This is a genomic window from Pandoraea eparura, from assembly GCF_902459725.1.
GTDB lineage: Bacteria > Pseudomonadota > Gammaproteobacteria > Burkholderiales > Burkholderiaceae > Pandoraea > Pandoraea eparura.
In genome coordinates this window covers 45,858-64,050 of sequence record NZ_CABPSH010000004.1, presented here as the reverse complement: position 1 = coordinate 64,050, position 18,193 = coordinate 45,858, and the positions used below count along the sequence as shown (strand labels likewise).

17 protein-coding genes are annotated in these 18,193 nt (G+C 64.4%); 4 read left to right on the top strand and 13 right to left on the bottom strand.

From position 1 onward, the window contains the following. Positions 1 to 49 precede the first annotated feature (49 nt). The 4 genes from mdtD to PEP31012_RS10930 form a co-directional block, all read right to left on the bottom strand. Positions 50 to 1,495, bottom strand: a complete 1,446-nt coding sequence (gene mdtD, locus PEP31012_RS10945) for a multidrug transporter subunit MdtD (protein WP_246171244.1) — start codon at positions 1,493 to 1,495, stop codon at positions 50 to 52. A gap of 198 nt (positions 1,496 to 1,693) precedes the next feature. After that, positions 1,694 to 3,589: a glycoside hydrolase family 15 protein gene (locus PEP31012_RS10940; RefSeq protein ID WP_150589381.1), complete on the bottom strand. Its 1,896-nt coding sequence runs from the start codon at positions 3,587 to 3,589 to the stop codon at positions 1,694 to 1,696. Positions 3,590 to 3,888: 299 nt separating this feature from the next. Continuing rightward, positions 3,889 to 5,127, bottom strand: a complete 1,239-nt coding sequence (locus PEP31012_RS10935; protein ID WP_150589380.1) for a CaiB/BaiF CoA transferase family protein — start codon at positions 5,125 to 5,127, stop codon at positions 3,889 to 3,891. A 1-nt stretch (position 5,128) separates the two neighbouring features. Continuing rightward, positions 5,129 to 5,908, bottom strand: a complete 780-nt coding sequence (locus PEP31012_RS10930; RefSeq protein WP_150589379.1) for an enoyl-CoA hydratase/isomerase family protein — start codon at positions 5,906 to 5,908, stop codon at positions 5,129 to 5,131. A 209-nt stretch (positions 5,909 to 6,117) separates the two neighbouring features. Here PEP31012_RS10930 and PEP31012_RS10925 point away from each other — a divergent pair, with 209 nt between their 5' ends. Then, positions 6,118 to 6,792: a GntR family transcriptional regulator gene (locus PEP31012_RS10925; RefSeq protein WP_130025396.1), complete on the top strand. Its 675-nt coding sequence runs from the start codon at positions 6,118 to 6,120 to the stop codon at positions 6,790 to 6,792. 64 nt (positions 6,793 to 6,856) lie between these two features. Here the strand turns inward: PEP31012_RS10925 and PEP31012_RS10920 are convergent, their stop codons facing one another. Next, on the bottom strand, positions 6,857 to 7,576 hold the full coding sequence (locus PEP31012_RS10920) for a GntR family transcriptional regulator (protein WP_150589378.1): 720 nt from the start codon (positions 7,574 to 7,576) through the stop codon (positions 6,857 to 6,859). A 291-nt stretch (positions 7,577 to 7,867) separates the two neighbouring features. Here PEP31012_RS10920 and PEP31012_RS10915 point away from each other — a divergent pair, with 291 nt between their 5' ends. Beyond that, positions 7,868 to 8,626, top strand: coding sequence for a 2-keto-4-pentenoate hydratase (locus PEP31012_RS10915; protein ID WP_150589377.1), 759 nt, complete (start codon positions 7,868 to 7,870; stop codon positions 8,624 to 8,626). A gap of 298 nt (positions 8,627 to 8,924) precedes the next feature. On the opposite strand, the gene PEP31012_RS10910 is transcribed toward PEP31012_RS10915, so the two are convergent. The 5 genes from PEP31012_RS10910 to PEP31012_RS10890 form a co-directional block, all read right to left on the bottom strand. Beyond that, a complete protein-coding gene (locus PEP31012_RS10910; RefSeq protein ID WP_150589376.1) occupies positions 8,925 to 9,875 on the bottom strand; it encodes a LysR family transcriptional regulator in 951 nt (316 codons plus the stop codon). Between the two features lie 106 nt (positions 9,876 to 9,981). Then, entirely contained in the window at positions 9,982 to 11,424 is a 1,443-nt protein-coding gene (locus tag PEP31012_RS10905; protein WP_150589375.1) for an NAD(P)(+) transhydrogenase (Re/Si-specific) subunit beta, read from the bottom strand. Position 11,425: 1 nt separating this feature from the next. Then, the gene (locus PEP31012_RS10900) at positions 11,426 to 11,770 is read right to left on the bottom strand and encodes an NAD(P) transhydrogenase subunit alpha part 2 (protein WP_150589374.1); all 345 of its coding nucleotides are present in this window, start codon (positions 11,768 to 11,770) and stop codon (positions 11,426 to 11,428) included. A 15-nt stretch (positions 11,771 to 11,785) separates the two neighbouring features. Beyond that, entirely contained in the window at positions 11,786 to 12,916 is a 1,131-nt protein-coding gene (locus tag PEP31012_RS10895; protein ID WP_150589373.1) for a Re/Si-specific NAD(P)(+) transhydrogenase subunit alpha, read from the bottom strand. 42 nt (positions 12,917 to 12,958) lie between these two features. Beyond that, the gene (locus tag PEP31012_RS10890) at positions 12,959 to 13,333 is read right to left on the bottom strand and encodes an HAD family hydrolase (RefSeq protein ID WP_150589372.1); all 375 of its coding nucleotides are present in this window, start codon (positions 13,331 to 13,333) and stop codon (positions 12,959 to 12,961) included. A 250-nt stretch (positions 13,334 to 13,583) separates the two neighbouring features. Here PEP31012_RS10890 and PEP31012_RS10885 point away from each other — a divergent pair, with 250 nt between their 5' ends. After that, positions 13,584 to 14,567 (top strand): LysR family transcriptional regulator, encoded by a 984-nt coding sequence (locus tag PEP31012_RS10885; protein ID WP_150589371.1) that lies wholly within the window; start codon positions 13,584 to 13,586, stop codon positions 14,565 to 14,567. Positions 14,568 to 14,641: 74 nt separating this feature from the next. Here PEP31012_RS10885 and PEP31012_RS10880 read toward each other — a convergent pair whose 3' ends face one another. Together PEP31012_RS10880 and frc are read right to left on the bottom strand one after the other, a co-directional pair. Beyond that, the gene (locus PEP31012_RS10880; protein ID WP_150589370.1) at positions 14,642 to 15,415 is read right to left on the bottom strand and encodes a fumarylacetoacetate hydrolase family protein; all 774 of its coding nucleotides are present in this window, start codon (positions 15,413 to 15,415) and stop codon (positions 14,642 to 14,644) included. A gap of 147 nt (positions 15,416 to 15,562) precedes the next feature. Next, positions 15,563 to 16,810, bottom strand: a complete 1,248-nt coding sequence (gene frc / locus PEP31012_RS10875; RefSeq protein WP_150589369.1) for a formyl-CoA transferase — start codon at positions 16,808 to 16,810, stop codon at positions 15,563 to 15,565. A gap of 353 nt (positions 16,811 to 17,163) precedes the next feature. Here frc and PEP31012_RS10870 point away from each other — a divergent pair, with 353 nt between their 5' ends. Further along, on the top strand, positions 17,164 to 17,439 hold the full coding sequence (locus PEP31012_RS10870; protein ID WP_150589368.1) for a hypothetical protein: 276 nt from the start codon (positions 17,164 to 17,166) through the stop codon (positions 17,437 to 17,439). A 95-nt stretch (positions 17,440 to 17,534) separates the two neighbouring features. Here PEP31012_RS10870 and PEP31012_RS10865 read toward each other — a convergent pair whose 3' ends face one another. Further along, complete coding sequence (locus tag PEP31012_RS10865; protein ID WP_150589367.1) at positions 17,535 to 17,975, bottom strand: PAS domain-containing protein; 441 nt, start codon at positions 17,973 to 17,975, stop codon at positions 17,535 to 17,537. Positions 17,976 to 18,193 lie beyond the last annotated feature (218 nt).

The following is an 18,193-nucleotide window of genomic DNA, read 5'->3' as shown; positions in this document are numbered from 1 at the left end:
CCGCTGGCCGATTGGAAACGTGCACCGGAAAATGCAGTAAGTCGCGCGCTCAGCGCCTGAGATCGGTGGCAGACGCGGGTCGCGTCTCGCTGTCGTCTTGCGCGGCCCCCGCCGCCGGATCTTCCACGCGGCGGAAAATGAGCGCCGACGCGAGCGTAATCAGCCCGACGCAAACGAAGGTCAGGCGAAAGCCCGCCACCGTGCCGCCCATCCCCCCCTCACCCGCCTGCCCGGCAAATTGACCGAACAGCGCCAGCAACTGGCCGCCGATGGTCACGCCCAGTCCCAGCGCCAGCATCTGCGCCATCGAGAACAGGCCATTGCCCGAGCTCGCGCGACGCGTGCCGAGATCCTTGAGCGTGACGCTGTTCATCGCGGCGAACTGCATCGAGTTCGCGCCGCCAAAGATTGCCAGTTGCGCCAGTCCAAGCCACATCGGCCACCCCGGGCCGAACAGCGAAAAGCTCGCGATGGCGCCACCGAGCACCGCCGTGTTGACCATCAGAAAGCGCGTGTAGCCGTAGCGTTCCACCAGCGGCGTGACCATGCGCTTGACCACCACCCCCGCCAGCGCGACCGGCAACATCATCAGGCCCGAGGCGAGCGGGCTGTATCCCATGGCCACCTGAAGCAGCAACGGCAGCAGGAAAGGCACGGCGCTGCTGCCAATTCGCGCGACCAGATTACCCAGCAGCCCGAGCCGGAAACTACGCGTCGCGAAGAGTTCGAGCGGGAACAGCGGCGCGGCGCGACGCCGGGCATATGGCCAATAGCCCAGCGCGGTGACGATACAAAGCAGCGCCAGCGCCACCGACACCCCCCACCCCTTGTCGGAGTATGGGTGATCGAGCGCCAGCGTAAACGACACCATCGCCATCGAGAGCAGCGCGAAGCCCACCCAGTCGAAGCCGGCGTCAATCACCTCGTCGCATGTTGGGCGCGGCAAATAGTGCCTCACGGCCAAACAGCCGACCATGCCGATCGGCACGTTGATCAGGAAAATCCAATGCCACGAGCTAACTTGCACGAGCCAGCCGCCCAGCACCGGGCCGATCATCGGACCGACCTGTCCGGCAATCGACACGAAGGCGAGCGCCGCGAGGTACTGCCCTGCGGGGAAGGTGCGCAGCACCGCAAGCCGTCCGATCGGCAGCAGCATCGAGCCGCCCGCGCCCTGCAACACGCGCGCGAGCACCAGTTGCGACATCGTGTGCGCCATCGCGCAGCAGATCGAACCGAGTACGAACAGCAGAATCGCAACAAAGTAGACGCGGCGCGTGCCGAACCGGTCCGCCAGCCAGCCCGACGCCGGGGTGAGCATGGCCATCGTCAGGGAGTAGGCGACCACCACGGGCTGCATGCGCAGTGGGTTCTCGCCAAGGCTCGCCGCCATCGCGGGCAGCGCCGTATTGACGATGGTGGTATCGAGCGCCTGCATGAAAAAACCGGCCGCCACGATCCAAAGCAGCGCGGTGAGTGTCTTGTCTTGCGTCATGCGGCGTGGGGACGAAACACGGCGGCCCGCCCGGTCTCCGGAAGGAATTAAGCAGAAGCAGAATTCTAGCGCGCTTTGACAAGGCTCACCGAGGCCGATTTTTCCGGAGGGCGGTGAGCGCCCCGCGCCGGCGATGCAATGCGCAAGGCTCAGGCGGTCATATTGACGCGCGTACCGATAGTCATCCGCCCCACCGCCTCACGCCCTGACCGCTCGATAACCGACATGCTCGAAACGGGCTTCGTCGTCGACATCGCCGTCATCCACCGCGCTCAACGACGCGCTGTTTTCTGCATCGTGCGCACGATCGTCGTCGGCCAGCGCCTCGAGGCGAATCGCCGCGTGCACGAGCGCGATATGCGAGAACGCCTGCGGGAAGTTGCCGACCTGACGCGCATGGTGCGTGTCGTACTCCTCGGCCAGCAGGCCGACGTCGTTGCGCAACGACAGCAGCCGCTCGAACAAGATGCAGGCATCGTGGTGACGCCCGATCATCACCAGGCAATCGACCATCCAGAAGCTGCATGCGAGAAACGCCCCCTCGCCCGCCGGCAGCCCATCATCGACGCGGCTCGTGCGATAGCGCTGCACCAGCCCATCGTGCATGAGATCGCGCTCGACCGCTTCGATGGTGCCGATCACACGAGGATCATCCGCCGGCAGGAAGCCCACGAGTGGAATCATCAGCACACTCGCATCCATCTCGGACGTGCCATACGCCTGCATGAACGCATTGCGTCCCTTGTCGAAGCCGTGCGCGCAGACGTCCGCGTGAATCTCGCGGCACAAGTCGCGCCAATGATCGATCGGCCCCGGCAAACCGAAACGCTCGGCCGACTTGATCGCCCGGTCGAACGCAACCCAGGCCATCACCTTCGAGTAGGTGAAGTGCTGGCGTCCGCCGCGCACTTCCCAGATGCCCTCATCCGGCTGTCGCCAGACGGTCTCGAGATGCGCCACGAGCTTGGTCTGCACCTCCCACGTGGCATCATCCGGCGTCAATCCGCCCAGACGCGCCTGGTGCAATGCGTCCATCACCTCGCCATAGACATCGAGCTGCAACTGTCCGACCGCGCCATTGCCCACGCGCACGGGCTTCGCGCCTTCGTAGCCAGGCAGCCAATCGACTTCCCACTCCGGCAGACGCCGCTCGCCCGAGAGTCCATACATGATCTGCACCTGCGACGGCGCGCCGGCCACGGCGCGCACCAGCCAATGGCTCCAGTCGTTCGCCTCGGTGTAGTAACCGCCGAGCATGAGCGCCTGCAACGTCAGCGTGGCATCGCGCAACCAGCAGTAGCGATAGTCCCAGTTGCGCTCACCGCCTAGCTGTTCGGGCAGCGACGTCGTCGGGGCGGCCACCACACCGCCCGTCGGCACGAACGTGAGCGCCTTGAGCACAATGAGCGAGCGGCGAATCGCGTCGGCCCAACGGCCGTCGAGCTGACAGCGGTGAGCCCAGGCGCGCCAGTAGCGCTCGGTATCGGCGAGCGCGGCAAGCGGATCGATCTCGCGCGGATCGGCATGATGCGACGGCACGCGCGAGAGCACGAACGGCACGGTGTCGCCGGCCGTCACGTCGAAGCGCGCACGCAGACTGCCGGGCACATCCTGAATCTCGATGGGGGTGCGCAATACGACCTTGTCGGGGCCGGCGATCAGCCGCACGCCCGGCCCGGTGGCATCCTCGCCGTCAAGCGGACGCGACCACGGCACCGACGCCCCATAGTCGAAGCGCAGGATCAACTCCATCGACATCGTCACCCGACCGTGGATGCCCTTGACCAGCCGCACGAGATCGGCGGCGCCGTCGCGCAACGGCATGAAGTCGATCACGGCGACGCAGCCCTCCACCGTCTCGAAACGGGTCTCAAGAATGAGCGTGTCGTCGTGATAGCGACGCGTACTGCTCACGTGGGGGTCCTCTGGCGCGAGCTTCCATCGGCCATGCTCCGGGCCGCCAAGCAACGCCGCGAAACACGCCGGCGAATCAAAATACGGCCAGCAGAGCCAGTCGATCGAACCGTCGCGCGCGACGAGCGCAGCGCTTCGGCAATCGCCAATCATTGCGTAATCTTCAATACGGGCCGGCATGCTCACCTCGCGAAGGAAAGAGGAACGTCGCGCCCGTCGTCAGACCAGGGAACGCAAGCGAGTGAAGCCCTATGGTACGCGCGTGGTCCAGGCGCGACCACCGGCCCCATGACGGGCCGTTGTGATTGCCGAAGTTGTTGCCAAAAGTCATGCACTCCCTCCTGTCGACGTCGGGCGTCGGGTCGGATTGATCGGTGGCCTGTCGTGCGCCAATCTAAAAACCGACCGGCCACCGGGAGGGAAGTTCTCGGCAGCGCGTCAAGACGCGGGGAATCCGCACCGTCGGCGCGCGACGTACGTCATGCGCTCACGTGGGCCGCCTCGTCCAGCACGTGCACCGCTCCCTGTGCGATCAACTCGCGAATCCGCGTCGCGTCGAAGCCGTACTCCGCCAACACCGCTCGCGAATGTTCGCCAAGCCGCGGCGCGGGGCCGCCCGTGCACTTCGGCGTCTCGGAGAAGCGAATCGGCAGACCGATGCTGCGTGTGGGGCCGTCCAGCGGATGCACCGTTTCCACCACCATCTCGCGCGCGACGATCTGCGGGTGCGTCACCGCTTCGGAGATCGGCAGCACCGGGCCGACCGGCAAGCCCGCGGCGTCGAGCCGTTCGACCCAGTGATGGGTGGTGTCGCGCATCAGGTACGCCGTGAGCCGCTCGACGAGTTCGGCACGATGCGCGGTGCGTCCGGCGTTGGTGGCAAAGCGAGGATCGCCGGCGATCTCGGGCGCATCGAGCACCTGCAGCAGCCGCTCGTAGTTCGCCTGATTGGCCGCGCCGATATTGATCCAGCCGTCTTGCGTGCGAAACGCCTGATAAGGGGTGCTCGTCGGATTCGCGGAGCCGAGTTTCGGCGGATTCTCGCCGCTCGCGAAGTAGTTGGCCGCCGCCCAGTACATCTGCTGAAATCCCGCTTCGAGCAACGACGTGTCGACGATCTGCCCTTGGCCCGTGCGCAATCGATGCGCATACGCCGCCGAGATGCCGAGTGCCGCCAGAATGCCCGCGTTGATATCGGCAATCGGCGAACCCGCCTTGATGGGCGCCTGCCCTGGCTCGCCCGTCACGCTCATCAGGCCGGAGAGCCCCTGCGCGATCAGATCGAAGCCGCCTTTGTCGGCGTAGGGGCCGGTGCGCCCGTAGCCGGAAATCGCGCAGTAGATGAGGCCCGGGTTGGCCGCGCGCAATGTCTCGTAGCCGAGGCCGAGTTTCTCCATCGTTCCCTTGCGATAGTTCTCGGTGACGACGTCGGCACTCGCCAGCATCTCGCGCAACACCGCACAGCCGCCCGCCGTCTTGAGATTGAGCGCAATGCCGCGCTTGTTGCGATTGAGCATCATGAACGATGCCGATTCGCCGTGCGGGAGGATCGGGGCGAAGCGCCGGGCGTCGTCGCCGTCCAGCTTCTCGACCTTGATGACGTCGGCGCCCATGTCGGCCAGCATCATGCCGCACACCGGGCCGGACATGATGTGCGACAGCTCGATCACCTTGACGCCCTGCAACGGCCCGCGAGCCGGTTGGATGGTATCGGTCATGTCAGCGCCCCTCGAAAATCGGTGTCGTCTTCGCGAGAAAGGCGCGATAGCCCGTCTGGAAATCGGCGGTGCCGAAGCACGCGAAACCTTCGTCGATCTGCGCGGCGCCGAGCGGCTGGCCGCTGGCCAGTTCGCGCACGAAGCGCTTGTGCCAACGCGCGACCAGCGGCGCGCCGGCCGCGATGCGCGCCGCACTCTCGAGGGCGTCGCGCGTGACGTCGCCATCGGCCACCACGCGGGTGACGAGCCCGATGCGCAACGCCTCCTGCGCGTCGAAGATGCGGCCTTCAAGCAGGATCTCGAGCGCCCGCGCGGGGCCGAGCAGCCGCACGAGCCCCGACAGCTCCGCATGCGCCATCACCAGGCCCAGCTTGTTGATCGGCGCACCGAAGCGGCTCGATTCGCCGCAGATGCGCACGTCGCAGGCCGCCGCGATCTCCATGCCACCGCCAACGCAAATGCCGTGAATCATCGCGACAAGCGGCACGGGGCATCGAGTCAACGCGTCAAGCGTGCGATGCATGAGCGCGCCATAGGTGCGCGCTTGCTCCACGTTGGCGCGATCGGTCTCGAACTCCGCAATGTCGTTGCCCGGCGCGAACGACTTCTCGCCCGCCCCACGCAGCACGATGCAGCGCACGTCGGGCGTCTCGGACAACGCCAGGATGGTGTCGCCCAAGGCCTGCCACATGGGCTTGGTCAACGCGTTGAGCTTCTCAGGACGATTGAGCGTGACCAGCGCGATAGCGCCGTGTCGCTCGGTCAGAACGGTCGATGTCACACAGCCTCCTTCCAACGCCAGCGCGCACCCGATGTCGCCCGGCTTCTATTTTTGGTATACCAATTTTCGAAAACGATAAGATCTTCGATATGCAATTGGCAAGCGAAAATCAAAAAAATAAGGGTTAGCGCGAGAAAATTTCGCATTGTCGATTGACGACGGATGACATCCCCATCAAAATTGGCATTCCATTTTCACGGTCATTACGCATGAGCACGTCCGCCTCGCTGAACGCCGCCGCTTACGAAGCGCTCAAGGCGCGCATCGTGCGCGGCGAGCTTCGTCCCGGAGCGCCCCTCTCGGAACGCGCGCTATGCGATGCGCTGGCTGTCTCACGCACGCCGCTGCGCGAAGCGCTTAAGCGACTGGCGAACGAAGGGTTGGTGGAAATCTCGGAAACGCGCCGGGCACGCGTGGCGCGTGTGAGTGTCGACGAAGTCGTGAATCTGCTGGCCGTGATGGCGGTACTCGAAGGTCTCTCGGGCGAGCAGGCGTGCGAAAAAGCGTCGGAGGCCGATCTTGACGCCCTCACGCAGCTGCAAGCCGACATGGAATCGGCGTACGCCCGCGCCGACCACGCCGCCTACTTCGCCCTGAATCAGCAGATCCACCTGAGCATTTTGCGCATGGCGGACAACGGCCCGCTGGCCGAGTATTTCCACAATCTCAACGCCCGCCTGCGGCATGTGCGCGAACGATTGACGCCCACGCCCGAGCGCTGGCGTCAGGCCGTCGATGAACATGCGGAAATGCTCGCGCTGCTGCGCCGGCGCGATGGAAAGCGCCTGCGCACGCTGATGGAAGCGCACCTGCGCAGCAAGACCGACGCCTATGTCGCCGCCATGCTCAACGAAGGATTGGTGAGCCTGGGTCGCGCGGCGTGAGCCCGTGAACGCATGCACGTGTGAGCACGCCAGCACAGGCAGGCGAGTACGCCGCGCCGGTGCGTCACGCGGCGGCGAGTCGATGGGCGAGCACGGTGGCGCACTTGGCCATCAAATGCCCACGCAATAGTCGCCCGAGCGCGGCACCGTCACGCGCATGCAGGGCGCGCAGCATCGCAACGTGCTCGTCAACGGCTTGCTCCCATTTCCCCGCGTGCAGATTGGAGCGAAAGCGCAGCGCCTGAAGGCGTTGATTGACCGATTGGTACATCTGCGTGAGAGCGGGATTGCGCGCCGCCGCATTGATGCGCTCATGAATGCGCTGGTTGCAATCGAAATAGCCCGGGAGGTCACCGTTTGCGTGACACGTGGTCATCGCGCCATGCAACGTCTCGATGGCGTCGATTTCCGCTTGCGTGATGCGCTCGCAAGCCAGTTCGCCAGCCAGCGCCTCAAGACCGCTGAGGAGTTCGAAGGCGTCGGCGATGTCGGTGGCCGACAGCGTCACGACACGCGCGCCGCGATTCGGTAGCAGTTCGATCAATCGCTCGACCGCCAGCATCTTGAGCGCCTCGCGCAACGGTGTGCGCGACACGCCGAGTTGCTCGCACAGGGCGCGCTCGTTCAGATGCGCGCCCGGCGGCAGGGTGCCTTCGGTCATCATCTTGCGCAGGCGGTCCATCACGGCGAGATGCAGCGCCTGTCGGCTGATCGGCCGGGCCGCCTCGCTGTCCGGCGGATGGGTGACGTGCTCACGCAAGACGTTCAGGGTCACGGAGTGCATAGGCTGGGTCGGGTCGTTCGCTTGGAGAAGAAGGTCATCGACTGCACGCACTGCACTTTCGCGCGCGACGTCAAACGTCTGCGTTACCACACCGCGCGAAATATTACGAAATATTACGAAGTCCGATTCTCGCAGATCGCCGGCACTTTGACTACGTTAGATGGTGTTTTCACCGAGTAGCGATCGTGTTCAGCGTGCGGCGCAACGACGGCTGAATTTTGTATACGATGTGGAGCCACGCGCTGCCAGCGAATCGCTGCGGCATCGCCTTTCCTACAGGAGACTTGCAAGATGTTCGAGACCCCCGCCGTCGAATCGCTGGCCCAACTGCTGGCCGACACCCGTCGCGGCGATACGCCGATCGATGCCCCCGCTGCGGCGCTGCTGCCGGCCGACATCGACGCCGCCTACGCCGTGCAGCTGCGCACGCTTGACCTGCTTGGCGAGACCATTGCGGCATGGAAAGTGGGCGCGAAGGCGCCGATGGATCTGCCGAATTGCGCGCCGATTCCGGCGTCCGTGGTAAGCAACGCCGGCGGCACCCTGGCGCTCGACGACTTCTTTCGTCCGGGACTGGAGTTGGAGATCGCGTTCCGACTGGCCCGCGATATCAAGCCGGGGATTTACGACGAGCGTGAGGCGCTCATGTTCGTCGGCGAAACGCTTGTCACGATAGAGATCACCGACAGCCGCTTCGCGACGAGCGGCCTCGACAGCCGATTCACGCTCGCCGATTTGCAGAACAATGGCGCACTCGTGGTCGGGAGTGGCCGCGCCTACGATGCGTCGCTCGACTATCTGACGCCGAAGCTCGCGTTCTCGCTCGATGGGGTGAACATTGCGCCGTCGGACACGGGATTCAACACGGGGGGCGATCCGCGCACCCTGCTCACGTGGCTCGTCAATCACAACGGCAGGCGTGGCATCACGATGCATGCCGGCGCCGTCATCACCTGCGGCTCTTACGTCGGCATGCTTCCCGCGCGTGGTGCAGGCGTACTGCGTGGCACGATCGACGGGATCGGGGAGGCGTCCGTCACGCTGAAGTGATGGTGGGTGCGCGCGGCATGGGTTCCGCGTCGCGCGTCCGTCAGTCGGGCAGTTACCCCGCCACGCGCATGGCACGCCGCGACTTATCCACAGTTTTTGTTCACAACGTTGTGGACAACGAACCACGGAAGGTTGCCAAGCGATTGATCGGTATGAGGTTTTCGACGTGAAGGATCAGGAGGCGGCCCGCGCAGGCAGACGGCCCGCGAGCGCCTCCAATTTATCCACAGATTTTGTGCCCAAGTCTGTGGACAAGTCCTTGATGAGTGACTACAAGTCGTTGATTCGACTCAGGGATTCAACTGACCTGTGCCGTGGAGGCAGCGCCGCGCTGCTCCATCGCCAGCGCGAACCCCTTGTTGCGCTCGCGAACGACGCGGTGGATCAGCTCCCACACCGTATGCGCGACGGGCGAGAGCGAACGGTTCTTGCGTCGCACGAGCACGATATTGCGCTCGAACGCGGGCAACAGCGGACGCACGGCCAGCGTCGAATTCTCGGGTAAGGGCAACGCCAGCGGCGGCAACACGCTCACCCCCAGCCCCTCCTGCACCATGCGGAAGATGGTGCTCACGTGCCCCAGCTCCTGCGTGATCGTCCCTTGCACCTTTTGCGTGGTGAGCGCGCGATCGATCAGCACTCGGCTGCCCGAACTCTGATTGAGCAGCACCAGGTTCTCGCCCGAAAGTTCCGACCAATGCACGGCCCCCTGCGCGGCAAGCGGATGATCGCTGCGGCACACCAGACAGAACGGCTCGCTCATCAGGTGTTCGGTCGTCAGGTCGTCCGCCCCCTGAGGCGCCACCACGATGCCGAAGTCCACATCGCCCGCGCGCACGCTATCCAGAACGGCGCGCTGCATCTGGTCGACGAGCGCGAGGGCAATATCCGGATACGTCGCCTGCGAGGCCAGCAGCACGCGCGGCATGAGCGTCGCGGAGATGGTCGGGGCAGCGCCGATGCGCACCCTTCCGCTCGTGCGCGCTTCCGCACCGTGCGTCTGCAACAGGGCGATCTCGAGTTCGTCGAGCACACGGTCGAGACTGTTCGCGAGCGTCACGCCGGCATCGGTCAACGCGACCTCGCGCGTGGTGCGGTCGACGAGACGCAGGCCAAGCTGCCCTTCCAGTTCGTTGATGCAGCGGCTGATGGCCGGTTGTGTCAGGCCGATCTCGGCCCCCGCACGGCTGAAGTTCTTGCTGCGCGCCACGACCATGAAGACCTTGAGTTGTCTCAGCGATACGTTCATGTGCTAGTGCCCTGCCGAAAAGTGAACGAACGAGCCACCGGAGTGGCATCGGCGCGCCGCACCCGGCGGCGCGCCCCGTAACACGCGGGTCAAGCGATTGCGCCGATCAGGCCGCAGCCTTGACCATCTCTTCGACGACCTTCTTCGCGTCGCCGAACACCATCATGGTCTTGTCGAGGTAGAACAGGTCGTTGTCCAACCCGGCATAGCCCGCCGCCATCGAACGCTTGTTGACGATGATCGTCTTGGCCTTGTAAGCCTCGAGAATCGGCATGCCGGCGATCGGCGAGGTCGGATCGGTCTTCGCGGCCGGATTCACCACGTCGTTCGCGCCGAGCACCAGCACCACGTCGGTCTGACCGAATTCGCCGTTGATCTCGTCCATCTCCAGCACCTGATCGTACGGCACTTCGGCTTCGGCGAGCAGCACGTTCATGTGGCCCGGCATGCGACCCGCCACCGGGTGAATCGCATAACGCACGCTCACGCCCTTCTCGACAAGCTTGTCGGTCAATTCCTTCAGGGCGTGCTGCGCACGGGCGACGGCCAGGCCGTAACCCGGCACGATCACCAGCGATTCGGCGTTGCTCATCAGGAACGCGGCGTCGTCAGGCGACCCCGATTTCACCGGGCGCTGCTGTTGTTCGCCGGCGGCACCGCCCGCCCCCGCCTGCGCACCGAAGCCACCCAGAATCACGTTGAAGAACGAGCGGTTCATGGCGCGGCACATGATGTACGACAGGATCGCGCCTGACGACCCCACGAGCGAGCCCGCGATGATGAGCATCGGGTTGTTCAGCGAGAAGCCGATCCCGGCGGCCGCCCAGCCCGAGTACGAGTTCAGCATCGACACGACCACCGGCATATCCGCACCGCCGATCGGGATGATGATGAGCACGCCGAGCACGAACGCGATAGCCGTCATGATGACGAACGGCGTCCAGCTTTGCGACACGAAGAACGCACCGCCGAAGCCAAGCATCGCAATCGCCAGCGCCAGGTTCACCATGTGCTGGCCCTTGAAGACCACCGGCGCGCCCTGGAACAGGCGAAACTTGTACTTGCCCGAAAGCTTGCCGAAGGCGATGACCGACCCCGAGAACGTGATCGCGCCAACAAACGTACCGATGAACAACTCGATACGGTTGCCCGCGGGCAACGACGTCTGCCCTGCCGGCACGATGCCGAACGCCGCCGGTTCCGCCACTGCCGCCACCGCGATACACACCGCCGCGAGACCGATCAGCGAGTGCATGGCCGCGACCAGCTCAGGCATCTTGGTCATCTCGACCTTGCGGGCGACGAACGCCCCGATGCCGCCGCCGACCACGAGGCCCGCGAGAATCAGGCCGAGGCCGGAGAAGTTACCGCTCGAGAGCTTGCGCAACTCGAAGATCAGCGCGACGGTCGTGAGCGCCGCAATCGTCATCCCAATCATGCCGAACGCGTTGCCGCGCCGCGCCATCTTCGGATTCGACAACCCCTTGAGCGCCTGAATGAAACAGATCGACGCGACCAGATACAACAGCGTCACAAGATTCATGCTCATGTCAGTGCGCTCCCTTGCCTGCGGCTTCGTCATTGGCCGCGGTCTTTGCCGGGGCCTTGTCTTTCTTCTTGAACATTTCGAGCATGCGTTGCGTGACGAGGAAGCCCCCGAACACGTTCACCGCGGCCAGCGCCACGGCCACGACGCCCATCGTCTTGCCGAGCGCACCTTCGGTCAGGCCCGCCGCGAGCATCGCGCCCACGATCACGATGGCCGAGATCGCGTTCGTTACCGCCATGAGCGGCGTGTGCAGCGCCGGGGTGACGTTCCACACCACGTGGTAGCCAACGTACACCGCCAGCACGAAGATGATCAGATTGATCACCGTGTGATTGATCATTTCCATGGTCGTGTCTCCCCCTTATGCCGCACGCAGCACTTGACCGTCGCGGCACATCAGGCACGCGGCAACGATGTCGTCGTTGGTATCGATGACGAGCTTGCCTTCCTTGTCGATCACCAGCTTCAGGAAGTCGAGCACGTTACGTGCGTATAGCGCGGAGGCGTCGGCCGCCACCATGCCCGCGAGGTTGGTGTAGCCGGCAATCGTCACGCCATGCACTTTGACGACCTCGTCGGCCACCGACAGCGGGCAGTTGCCACCACCATTCGCACCGCGCCCTGCGGCCAGGTCGACGATCACCGAGCCGGGCTTCATGGCCTTGACGGTGTCTTCGGCGATCAGCGTGGGCGCGGCACGTCCCGGAATCAGCGCGGTGGAGATGACGATGTCCGCTTGGGTGAGACGCGTATGCACGAGCTGCGCCTGACGCGCGAGCCAAGCCGCGGGCATCGGACGCGCATAGCCGCCCACGCCCTTGGCGATCTCGCGTTCCTCGTCGGTCTCGAAGGGCACGTCGATGAACTTGGCGCCGAGCGACTCGATCTGCTCGCGCACGGCGGGACGCACGTCCGAGGCTTCGATGACGGCACCGAGACGCTTGGCCGTGGCAATCGCCTGCAACCCGGCGACCCCGGCGCCGAGCACGACCAGACGCGCGGCCTTGACCGTCCCGGCCGCTGTCATGAGCATCGGCATGAAACGCTGATACAGATTGGCGGCAAGCATCACGGCCTTGTAGCCGGCGATGTTGGCCTGCGAGGACAAGACGTCCATGCTTTGCGCGCGGGTGGTTCGCGGCGCGGCTTCCAACGCGAAGCCGATGACGCCGGCCGCCGCCATGCGCGCATTGTTCTCGGCATCGAACGGATTGAGCATGCCGACCACCACACTGCCACGCGCGATCGACGCGATTTCCGCGATCGATGGCGCGCGTACCTTCAGCACCAATTCGGCACCCAACGCGTCGGCCGCGCTACCGCTCGACGCGCCCGCCGCGACATACGCCGCATCGGGTACGCTCGCGGCCTCGCCGGCCCCTCGCTCCACGGTGACGCGATGCCCAGCGCCCACCAGCTTCTTCACCGTTTCCGGTGTGGCCGCGACGCGGGATTCGCCGGCGGCCGTCTCCTTTGGAATGCCAATATGCATAGTTATTGTCTCGGGGTCTGAGCCCCTGTCGTGTTGTGAAACTCAGGCCGCAGCGGCTCGCGGCGCTTGCATCGAACGGCCTTCATTGGCCGCTTCAAAGCAACGCACCTTCGTGCAATGAATCAGGTCGCACAGGAATTCCGGCTCGTAGGCGCGCAGCAGATGCGGCTGGTGTCCGTCGAGATAGGCCCCGATCAGCAACAGCTCGGCCATGCGCAACGCCTGCGCCGAAGCGCCTTCGAGATACGCCAGCGGCAAATCTTGGTTCCCGGTCGCGTGCAGCAAACGGGCGTAGGTGGGGTGATCCCAATACCAGTCCAGACCCAGCTCGACGAATGCGTTGTTGAACGCATGCAGATGGGCGTTGGCAACCGGTGCCAGGGCGGCGGGTTTGATGTGCGATTCGATGACAGACATGATGGCGCTCTCCCAAAACAGTGATCGTCTCCAGAACACGCTGACCCGCTCTCGCCTGGCATGACAGGTCACCGACCCTTTGCTGTCACACCACTTTCATGCGGGCTGCCATTGCAGATTACGCAGCCCGAACCATAAAAGACAGTTAAAGTTAATTATGCAAACCATCAACGATTACTTATACTTCCATGACAACGCTTCGCATGCGGAAATCGTTCCGCCGCCCTGCTGATACCTGGATGCCCACCGCATGAAACACGCCACGCTCCGTCAACTCAAGGTCTTCGAGGCCGTGGCGCGCCATTTGAGCTTTTCGCGCGCCGCCGAAGAACTTCACCTCACACAACCGGCCGTCTCGACACAGGTCAAGCAGCTCGAGAGTCACGCCGGCCTTGCGCTCTTCGAACAGTTGGGCAAGAAGGTCTTCCTCACGCCGGCGGGCGCCGAAATGCTTCACTACAGCCGTGCGATCATTGCGCTCTTTCGCGAGACCGAAGAGGCGATGGATCACCTCAAGGGCATCACGGGCGGCAAGCTCAACGTGGCTGTCATCAGCGCGGGCGACTACTTCTTCCCCAGGCTGCTCGCGGCCTTCACCGCGCGCCATCCCGGCGTGACGCTCAATCTCACGGTCCACAACCGCGAGGAACTCCTGCATCAGCTCACCGAAAACCTCACCGATCTGGCGGTGATGGTGCGTCCGCCGCCGGAGATCGACACGATCAACGAAGCCTTCGCCCCCCACCCCTATGTCATCGTGGCGCCGCCCGGTCATCCGCTGGCCAGCCAGCGTCAGATACCCTTCTCGCGCCTGACGGAAGAACCGTTCATCAGCCGCGAGCGCGGCTCCGACACCTGGAATTCCCTGCAGGACGCCTTCGGTCAGCGCACCCAGCGACTCAAGATCACGATGGAGATCGCCAGCACGGAAACCATCAAGCAAGCGGTCGTGGCGGGCATGGGCATCAGCTTCCTGTCGGCCCACACCGTCGGCATGGAGCTTCAGACCGGTCAGTTGACGGTGCTCGATGTCCAGGGGTTTCCGGCCTGGCAAAGCTGGTACGTCGTGCATCGTCGCAGCAAGCGGCTGCCACCGGTCGCGCTCGCCTTCCGGGAATTCCTGCTGGCCGAAGGCGCGACACTGATCGACGGCATGATGGCTTACAAGAGTCCCGTGCCGCCCCCCGCGGCGCTCGGCGGCGAACCGGCCGCCTCGCGCCGGACAGATCCCTGATCTGCCAAATGAAAAAGGGCGATCGACTCAGGCCTTTGCCACCCCGGCCGACCACCGTGAAACCGGTTGCTCTCTTAGCCACCCATGCGGTTGGCCAACGTCCCCAGTCCGTCGATGCTCACTTCGACCAGCGCGCCCTCTTTCATCGAGCCGACGCCAATCGACGTGCCCACCGCGATCACGTCGCCCGGCATCAGGGTCATGTCCTGTGAGAGGCGCGCGACGAGTTGCCACGGGTTGAAGATCATGTCGGCGAGCGGGTAGCGTTGGCGCTCCGTGCCGTCGAGCCGCGTGACGACCTCGGCCTCGCGCCAGTCGAAATCCTGCGCGATCACCGGGCCGAGACAGCCGAACGTGTCGAAGCCCTTGGCCCGCGTCCACTGCGCGAAGTTGCCGTCCTGCTCGATGATTTCAGCGGCGGTCACGTCGTTGACCAAGGTGTAGCCGAGGATGTAATCGCGCGCCGCTTCCTCGCTCACGTGACTCGCGCGCTTGCCGATCACGACGCCCAGCTCGCCCTCGAACACGATCTTGCCCGCATACGAGGGGGGACGCCGAATCACCGTGTCGGGCCCGTTCAGCGACGTGGCCGGCTTGATGAGAAAGAGCGGATGCGACGGCGCGGCCTTGCCTAGCTTCGCGCCGAGCGCGTGAAAGTTGTTCCACAGCGCCACGATTTTCGAGGGCTCGCACGGACACAGCAGATCGACGGCGTCGCGCGCAATCGTCGCACCCGTGGCGATCGGCTGATCGTAGAGATCGCCGCGATGTTCGAGGATGTGCTCGCCCTGCAGCAAGCCAAAGCCGATGCGGCCATGGGCGGTCTTGAAACGGGTCCAGAGCTTCATACGTGTGCCTTATCTGTAGCCGTCCGGCGGCACGGCAAGGGTCGCCGTGGGCGCGCCGGACGCGATGTCTTGACGTCATTCCCATCTGCCTTGTGCAGACGACTTGTGCTCGCTTGCGCGCATGCGGGGCGAGTCGCCCCGCGCCACTTACACCGCGCCGATTTCGCGCAGCGCCGCGATCTGCTGCGCGCTGTAGCCGAACTCCGAGAGCACGTCATCGGTGTGTTCGCCGAGCAGCGGCGAGCGCTCCACGTGCGTGGGGCTGGCCGAGAGCTTGATTGGGTTGCCGACGGTGAGGTACTTGCCGCGCTTCGGGTGATCGACTTCGACGATGGTCCCCGTCTCGCGCAACGACATGTCCTCGGCGATTTCCTTCATCGACAGAATCGGGCCGCACGGAATGTCATACTCGTTGAGGATCGCCATGACCTCGAACTTCGTCTTGGTCATCGTCCAGTGCTCGACCGTGTCGAAGATCTCGCGCAGGCGCGGCAGACGGGCGCGCGGCGTGGCGTAGTCGGGATGCTCGACCCACTCGGGCTTGCCGATCACCTTGCAGATCGCGCCCCACACAGGTGCCTGCGCGATGAAGTAGATGTAAGCGTTCGGATCCGTCTCCCAGCCCTGGCACTTGAGAATCCAGCCCGGCTGGCCGCCGCCCGACGCATTGCCGGCGCGCGGCACCGCATCGCCGAATTCGCCATTCGGGTACTGCGGGTACTCCTCCATCACGCGCGCGCGCTCCAGGCGCTGCTGATCGCGCAGCTTCACGCGACACAGGTTCAACACGCCATCTTGCATGGCGGCGAGCACGCGCTGCCCCTGCCCGGTCATCGTGCGCTGATACAGCGCTGTGACGATGCCCAGCGCCAGATGCAGCCCCGTGCCGGAGTCGCCGATCTGCGCGCCCGTGACCATCGGCGGGCCGTCATCGAAACCGGTCGTCGACGCCGCACCGCCCACGCACTGCGCCACGTTTTCGTAGACCTTGCAGTCTTGGTACGGACCGGGGCCGAAGCCCTTGACCGAGGCCACGATCATGCGCGGGTTCAACGCGTGGATGTGCTCCCACGTGAAGCCCATGCGATCGAGGGCGCCGGGGGCGAAATTTTCCACGAGCACGTCGCAGTCGCGAATCATGCGCTCGAGCACCGCCTTGCCTTCCGGGTGCTTCGTGTCGAGCGTGATCGACCGCTTGTTGCTGTTGAGCATCGTGAAGTAGAGGCTGTCCGCGTCGGGGATGTCGCGCAGTTGGTCACGCGTCACGTCACCATGCCCCGCCCGTTCGATCTTGATCACGTCCGCGCCGAACCAGGCGAGCAACTGCGTGCAAGTCGGTCCCGACTGGACGTGCGTGAAGTCGAGAATGCGCACACCTTCAAGTGCCTTGCCCATGATCGTCTCCGCTCAGCAAGCGGCCCGGGCACCCGCGCCCGAAGCCGACAGTTGAACTTGCGCATGGCGCACGGCACATGCCGCGGCCTGCTGTGTGTGCGTGCCACGCGCTGGGCGGGCTTCGCGCCGGATGCTGGCGACGATGATCATGGTTTGTCTCCTCCTGATGCGACGGCGTTTATGTAATCGGTGCGCGAGACGCGATAACACGCGGGACTCGCCTGATCCGCCGATGGTTGTCGCCTCTGCGGGCGCCATCCCCATCGTCGATCGATCGCTGTGATATACAGTATTTCATACACGATATTTTATCAACGGCTTTTTGTTGCCGATGGGATTGACTGTGACGCAGCATGGAACCGTGGAAAATCGCCGCAATCCCCATGAACAAAGGGAGTCTGCGCCGCAACATCGCATGCGCCATCGCTCCGGGCTACGGGTTTACAGGCATGTGTCCTGACGATGAAAATCGGCGATCCGTCGCGCGACCTCGTTCAAGATCCTTTGAATATATTGAATACAAAATACTCGAAAGCCCGCCTTCGCCCGCCAACCGGACGCTGAAACGCAAAAAAGCACCGAGGCGCGGCGCCGCCCAAACGGGGGCGTCACACTTCGGTGCTTCCTGAGTCCTGACCTGAATCCTGCGCGGTGTCCAGCATTGACGCTCGGACGCTAGCGGTAACGCCTCGCGCGTCTGACCACGACGTCCGCCATCGCGCGATCAGCCGGCCGTAGCCGCCACTTTCGCCTCGAGTTCCGCCACGCGCTTGCGCAACTGACGGTCTTCCTGGAAGCGCGCGGTCTCGTCGCGAATCACGGCCACGATGCCGGTGACTTCGCCGCCCGCACCATGCAGCAACGCCACGGTAAACGCAATCGACATGGCCCGGCCGTCCTTGTGCGCGGCCGGGACTTTGAGCAAATCGCTGCCGTACTTCGTCTGCCCGGTCTCCATCGTCTTGGCATAGCCTTCGTTATGACGCGCGCGCAGCCGGTCGGGGATGATGATATCCAGCGGCTGCCCGAGCGCCTCGGCTTCCGAGAAACCGAACATCTTCTGCGCACCGCTGTTCCACAGCGTGATGATGTTGTTCGGATCGGCTACGACGATGGCGTCGCCCACCACCTGGACCAACTGACTGACGTCGACGGATGCGCTCATGATGTCTCCAATAATCTTGTGGGGAATGCGATTGGCACGACTACCAAACATGCCAATAAAGTACATCAATTAGAGGACAACACGGTCCCGAAAATAAGAACGGGTGCTGGCGCCATACGACGCCGCACCCATGAACACCTACCCTGCGCCGCTGCCGTCACTGCCCGAGGGCAGTGACGGCAGCGGCGCACTGGCGGCGAGCCGGGCGTAGCCTGACT

What these genes read in the sequence shown, in the direction of transcription:
- mdtD (WP_246171244.1), bottom strand. Translation starts at nt 1,495, where the DNA reads ATGACGCAAGACAAGACACTCACCGCGCTGCTTTGGATCGTGGCGGCC.
- PEP31012_RS10940 (WP_150589381.1), bottom strand. Translation starts at nt 3,589, where the DNA reads ATGCCGGCCCGTATTGAAGATTACGCAATGATTGGCGATTGCCGAAGC.
- PEP31012_RS10935 (WP_150589380.1), bottom strand. Translation starts at nt 5,127, where the DNA reads ATGACCGATACCATCCAACCGGCTCGCGGGCCGTTGCAGGGCGTCAAG.
- PEP31012_RS10925 (WP_130025396.1), top strand. Translation starts at nt 6,118, where the DNA reads ATGAGCACGTCCGCCTCGCTGAACGCCGCCGCTTACGAAGCGCTCAAG.
- PEP31012_RS10920 (WP_150589378.1), bottom strand. Translation starts at nt 7,576, where the DNA reads ATGCACTCCGTGACCCTGAACGTCTTGCGTGAGCACGTCACCCATCCG.
- PEP31012_RS10915 (WP_150589377.1), top strand. Translation starts at nt 7,868, where the DNA reads ATGTTCGAGACCCCCGCCGTCGAATCGCTGGCCCAACTGCTGGCCGAC.
- PEP31012_RS10910 (WP_150589376.1), bottom strand. Translation starts at nt 9,875, where the DNA reads ATGAACGTATCGCTGAGACAACTCAAGGTCTTCATGGTCGTGGCGCGC.
- PEP31012_RS10905 (WP_150589375.1), bottom strand. Translation starts at nt 11,424, where the DNA reads ATGAGCATGAATCTTGTGACGCTGTTGTATCTGGTCGCGTCGATCTGT.
- PEP31012_RS10900 (WP_150589374.1), bottom strand. Translation starts at nt 11,770, where the DNA reads ATGGAAATGATCAATCACACGGTGATCAATCTGATCATCTTCGTGCTG.
- PEP31012_RS10895 (WP_150589373.1), bottom strand. Translation starts at nt 12,916, where the DNA reads ATGCATATTGGCATTCCAAAGGAGACGGCCGCCGGCGAATCCCGCGTC.
- PEP31012_RS10890 (WP_150589372.1), bottom strand. Translation starts at nt 13,333, where the DNA reads ATGTCTGTCATCGAATCGCACATCAAACCCGCCGCCCTGGCACCGGTT.
- PEP31012_RS10885 (WP_150589371.1), top strand. Translation starts at nt 13,584, where the DNA reads ATGAAACACGCCACGCTCCGTCAACTCAAGGTCTTCGAGGCCGTGGCG.
- PEP31012_RS10880 (WP_150589370.1), bottom strand. Translation starts at nt 15,415, where the DNA reads ATGAAGCTCTGGACCCGTTTCAAGACCGCCCATGGCCGCATCGGCTTT.
- frc (WP_150589369.1), bottom strand. Translation starts at nt 16,810, where the DNA reads ATGGGCAAGGCACTTGAAGGTGTGCGCATTCTCGACTTCACGCACGTC.
- PEP31012_RS10870 (WP_150589368.1), top strand. Translation starts at nt 17,164, where the DNA reads ATGGAACCGTGGAAAATCGCCGCAATCCCCATGAACAAAGGGAGTCTG.
- PEP31012_RS10865 (WP_150589367.1), bottom strand. Translation starts at nt 17,975, where the DNA reads ATGAGCGCATCCGTCGACGTCAGTCAGTTGGTCCAGGTGGTGGGCGAC.